The sequence below is a fragment of the Longimicrobiaceae bacterium genome (assembly GCA_035696245.1).
Classification (GTDB): domain Bacteria; phylum Gemmatimonadota; class Gemmatimonadetes; order Longimicrobiales; family Longimicrobiaceae; genus DASRQW01.
The window spans coordinates 1-4,516 of sequence record DASRQW010000325.1; the positions used below are offsets into that span (position 1 = coordinate 1).

5 protein-coding genes are annotated in these 4,516 nt (G+C 70.5%); 2 read left to right on the forward strand and 3 right to left on the reverse strand.

Annotated elements, in window-relative coordinates; genetic code table 11:
- Nucleotides 1–584 precede the first annotated feature (584 nt).
- The 3 genes from VFE05_15100 to VFE05_15110 form a co-directional block, all read right to left on the reverse strand.
- The gene (locus VFE05_15100) at nt 585–1,211 is read right to left on the reverse strand and encodes a LemA family protein (protein HET6231399.1); all 627 of its coding nucleotides are present in this window, start codon (nt 1,209–1,211) and stop codon (nt 585–587) included.
- A gap of 84 nt (nt 1,212–1,295) precedes the next feature.
- Nucleotides 1,296–2,015 (reverse strand): nucleotidyltransferase domain-containing protein, encoded by a 720-nt coding sequence (locus VFE05_15105; GenBank protein ID HET6231400.1) that lies wholly within the window; start codon nt 2,013–2,015, stop codon nt 1,296–1,298.
- Between the two features lie 22 nt (nt 2,016–2,037).
- A complete protein-coding gene (locus tag VFE05_15110) occupies nt 2,038–2,934 on the reverse strand; it encodes a TPM domain-containing protein (GenBank protein HET6231401.1) in 897 nt (298 codons plus the stop codon).
- 45 nt (nt 2,935–2,979) lie between these two features.
- Between VFE05_15110 and VFE05_15115 the strand changes: the two genes are divergently transcribed.
- Both VFE05_15115 and VFE05_15120 read left to right on the forward strand, forming a co-directional pair.
- Entirely contained in the window at nt 2,980–3,591 is a 612-nt protein-coding gene (locus tag VFE05_15115; GenBank protein HET6231402.1) for a hypothetical protein, read from the forward strand.
- 158 nt (nt 3,592–3,749) lie between these two features.
- Nucleotides 3,750–4,184 (forward strand): hypothetical protein, encoded by a 435-nt coding sequence (locus tag VFE05_15120; protein HET6231403.1) that lies wholly within the window; start codon nt 3,750–3,752, stop codon nt 4,182–4,184.
- Nucleotides 4,185–4,516 lie beyond the last annotated feature (332 nt).

Sequence of the window (4,516 nt, forward strand, 5' to 3'; positions counted from 1 at the left end):
CCGCCGACCAGGCGCGCGGCAAGACCACCGACCCCGCCGCGGCAGACTCCGCGCGCACCGGCAAGGCGAGCACCAACAGCACCTCGCCCGCCGGCGCCGAAGCGGGCCGCACCGCCCCCGCCACCGCCTCCCCTGCGGTCCGCACGCCGTAACCGCGGGAGCGCATCAGTCTGCCCTCGACGTGAACGGCCAGGGAAGACGGGATAATGAACGGAGGGCCCGCGGGACGGTTTCCGCGGGCCCTTCGTTTCATCCCGCCAGATCGTGTGCGGAGCGACATCGCCGAAGCGGCGATGCAGCAACACTTGCATCTGCTCGGGTGTGCGAAGCTCGTGGACGAATCGCCGTCAGCGGGACGCGGGCTACTCTGTCGCGGCAGTGAACCTCACCACGATCCATCCTACCCGCCAACGCGCTTCTGGTCTCCCCTCCCCCAGGCAGTTTTGGGGGAGGGGCCGGGGGAGGGGGCCCTCTCCCCGCCCCAAAACCAGCAAGGCCGCACCTCTCGATGCGGCCCCGCTCGTCCATCATCCATCCATCTCCCGCGTCTACCGACCTGCCGAACGTCGGCGGATGCGAGACGGCTACGGGTTTCCGGCGCCGTTGTTGAAGTCGACCTTGGGGGCCTGGTCGGACCCGGCGGGGGCCTGGTACGGCTCCTTGCGCTGGGCGCCCGTGGCCTTCGCGGTCATGGCCTGCGGGAAGGAACGGATGTACGTGTTGTACTGTCGCACGGCCTCGTTGTAGTCCTGGCGCGCGTTGGCGATGCGGTTCTCGCTCTCGGCCAGCTGGTCCTGCAGCGCGGTGAAGTTCGCCGTCGCCTTGAGCTGCGGGTACGCCTCGACCGCGATGTTGAGGTAGGTGCCGATCTGCCGCGTCACGGCCGCGTCGGCGGCGGACATCTGCTTCACGTCCTTGCTCTGCACCGCCTGGCTCACCTGCTGCTGCGCCTGCGTGAGCCCGGCCTGCGCCTGCTGCACCTGCCCGGCGCGCGCCTTCGCGACGTCGGTGAACGTGCCGCGCTCGAAGTTGGCCGCGCCCTGCACCGTGGCGACCATGTTGGGAATGAGCTGGTTACGCGCGGTGAGCTGCACGCCGATGTTGGACTTGGCGGCCTCGGCCTTCTCGTCCAGACCTTGGATCTGGTTGTACCCGCACCCGGCGAGCGAAAGGGTCAGGCCGAGCGCCGTCACGATCTTCTGAAGCCGCATTGGTCCTCTCCGAGATGTCGGTTGATTATGGGTCGTGCCTCGCCGCCGGCCGCATCGCGTGCGCCGGGCGGCCTCTACAGCCCGCTACGCCGGAAGGCGGTCCACGAAGTCCACCACGCGCCCTACGCCGTCCAGGTAGCCCACCACCTCGGGCGAGTCGGCGCCAGGCTTCAGCTCCTCGCCCGAGCGGCGGGCGGCCAGGATGCGCAGCATGGGCGCCGCGTCGAACCCCACGCGCGCCGCCGTCTTCCGCACCACCTGCTCCGGGTCGTGCACGCCCTCCTCGCCCGCCAGGCGCAGCACCGTGCGGAAGAGCACCAGGAAGGTGCTGAGCGACCGCTTCACCAGCGCCCCCAGCTCCTCCGGCGTGCCGGACGAGACGAGGTACGCCTGCCGGAGCTGGATGTACTTGCCCTTCAGCTCGTTCTCGCACTGGAGCCGCAGGTCGGCCGGGTCGATGGTCACTCCGTCGAACGGGTCGGCGCCGCGAAGCACGTGGTGCGCGTCGCGGATGTCGGCCAGCTCGATGGGGAAGACGTCCGCCGAGCGCCGCCACTCCTCCGCCCCCAGCACCATCGGCGGGGGGTTGCCCCCCGCCGCCCACTCGCGCGCCAGCGCCGAGCCCCGCCGCAGCGCCGCGGCGGACGTGTCGCGCAGCAGCACCAGCACGTTCAGGTCCGAGACGCCCTCGTGGAAGTGGCCGCGCGCCGCCGACCCGTACAGCACGGCCGAGACGAGCTCGCCGCCGTACACCCGCTCCAGCTCGGCCGCGAACTTCTCGGCCCGCTCCATCTCTTTGCCCATCAACGCGCTCCGTGGTCGCTGGTCACCAGCTTCTGCCCGCACCGCCTCCGCCTCCGCCACCCCCGCCGAAACCACCGAACCCTCCGCCTCCGCCGAACCCGCCACCCCCGAAGCCGCCGCCTCCGAACCCGCCGCCGCCGCCCATGGGGAACGGCAGGATGACGGGGAAGCCGCCGCGCCGCCGCCTACGCCCGCCTCCCCCGCCGCCGCCGCGGAAGAAGAAGAGGATCACGACGATGACCATGATGATGAGGCGGAACGGGATGCCGCCGCCGCCACCGCGCCCCACCGGCATCGGCTGGGTCTGCACGCGCGGCGCCGGGGCAGGAGAGGCCCCCGGGCTCGTGAGCTGGAAGTGGAACTCCTTGGCGTACTCCCGCGCCACGGCCACCGCGCCCTGGTACAGCCCGGTCCCGAAGTCGCCCGCGCGGTACGCGGGGAGCATGTACTGGTCCTGGATGCGGCCCGCCACCGCCGCGGGGATGAAGGTGTTCGCCCCGTAGCCCACCTCGATCTTGGACTCGTGCTCCTTGGGCACGAGCAGGATCACGGTGCCGCTGTTGTTGTGGGGATCGCCGGGCTTGTTGGTCTTGCCTCCCACGCCCCAGTCCCGCAGGATCTGAAGGCCCACCTCGTCGCGCGTGTGCCCGCCGAGCGTGGGCAGGGTGACGACGGCGATCTGGCCGCCGCCGCTCTTGTCGCGCACCTCCTGCAGCACGGCGGCGATCTGCCGCTCCTGCGCGTCGGGGATGACGTTGGCGAAGTCGTTGACCAGGCCCGTGGGCGCGGGAATCGCGAGCTTGCCGCCCTGCGCCCCCGCGGGAACGGCGGCGAGCACGAGCATTGCTGTTGCGGCCAGCAGCCGCGCGGCGGCCGTGGTCCGGAAGCGCCCGGCTTGTCCGCCCCGCGGCGCGTCCATAGGTTGCCTCGTTTCCCTGTCCAGTCCAGCCTCCGGAGCTGCTAGATGAAGCCTGCGTTGGTGCCGCTGCTGTTCGCGTCTTGCGTCGCGCTCGCCGCCTGCGGGAAGCCCAAGGTGGTGGTGCGCGCGACGCTGGGCGCCGACGGGCCCATCTCGGACCTGCCGGTTCGCCTGCTGCCCTACGACCGCACGGCCATTTTGGATTCGCTGGGACGCCTGATGAAGACCCCCGAGCCCGCGATTCCGCAGGAACTGATCCAGCAGCTCCAAAGCTTAGACGCCGAGCAGGAAGCGGTCAAGCAACGGGGAGACACCGCCGTGACCCGCTGGGACGCCGCGCGCCGGGCCCTGAGCGCCCGCGCCGAGGCCATCCGCGCCGCCCGCCAGGCGTGGGCCGCCAAGGCGTACGCCAAGTTCGACAGCGCCGTCATCAAACGTACCGCGAACACCGGCTACACGGAGAAGGTCGACACCACCGACGCCGCCGGCCATGCGGCGATGACGGGCGACGAGGGCAAGTGGTGGGTCGTGGCGCGCTACACGCTGCCGTACAGCGAGCTGGAGTGGTCCATCCCCGTCACGCTCCAGAAGAAGGGCCAGGACAGCGTCGTCGTCGTCCTGGACCGCTCCAAAGCGAAGGTCGAGCCGTTCCTCTGACCCGCATCGCTCCCGCGGCCGGACGTCGGTTGCGCGGACGGGAGATGCGGGGCGGTTCGGTAGATAGGGGATGTGGATTGAGAAGGCACGGCGGATTGATGGGATGCAGTGCATCTCCCGAAAAGCGCGTGCGACACCACGAAGGCAACGGAGCGGAGATGTTCAAGCAGAGCTCGGGAGCGGAGTTCGAGGAGCAGTCCGAGGGCGGCACGCGCTACCTCTTCTCGCTGGACCACTTCGACTTCACCGACGCGCTGGGCGACGGCGGCGCCATGCGCCACTTCGTCGTCCACACCGGCGCAACGGAGGACGACGCCAGCTACTTCGAGGCCGACCAGGCCACGATGTACGAGTTCATGGCGCGCTACCTGGCCGGCGAGTACGAGAAGAACGAGTACGGCATGACCCGCTCGCCCGCGCACGAGGCGCTGCTGGACACGCTGGAGATCGCCGCCGCCCGCGCCCGCGCCGGGGAGTCCGACTTCGCGCTCGACGACCTGGACGTCAGCGACGAGCTGGACGAGGCCGGCTGGGACGACGAAGACGCCGGCGGAGCCGGGATATCGGACGGAGAGGGCGAGCGGACGGCGTAAGATCCTGCCCGCCACTCCGCATCTTCCATCCCGACCCTACCGCGTTCCGCCGACAGAGTCTTCATCGATCCGCCCCTTGTGCGGCTGAGCGCCCCGCTTCCCGTTCGCGGAAGCGCCAGGCCGTAGACGATGCCGGGAGATGCGAGCCGGACCGGCTTCTGGAGGTCCGGAGGGAATGACGGAGGAAGAGAAACGAGCCGGACGCGATCACTCGCGCCCGGCTCGTTCACATCTTCCGATACGTGCTGCCGTCCGCTTACTCCTTGGAGCGGCGGACGGAGACGGGGCGGCCCTTGATGGTGGCGCGCGACATGGCGTTGATGACCGTGTCG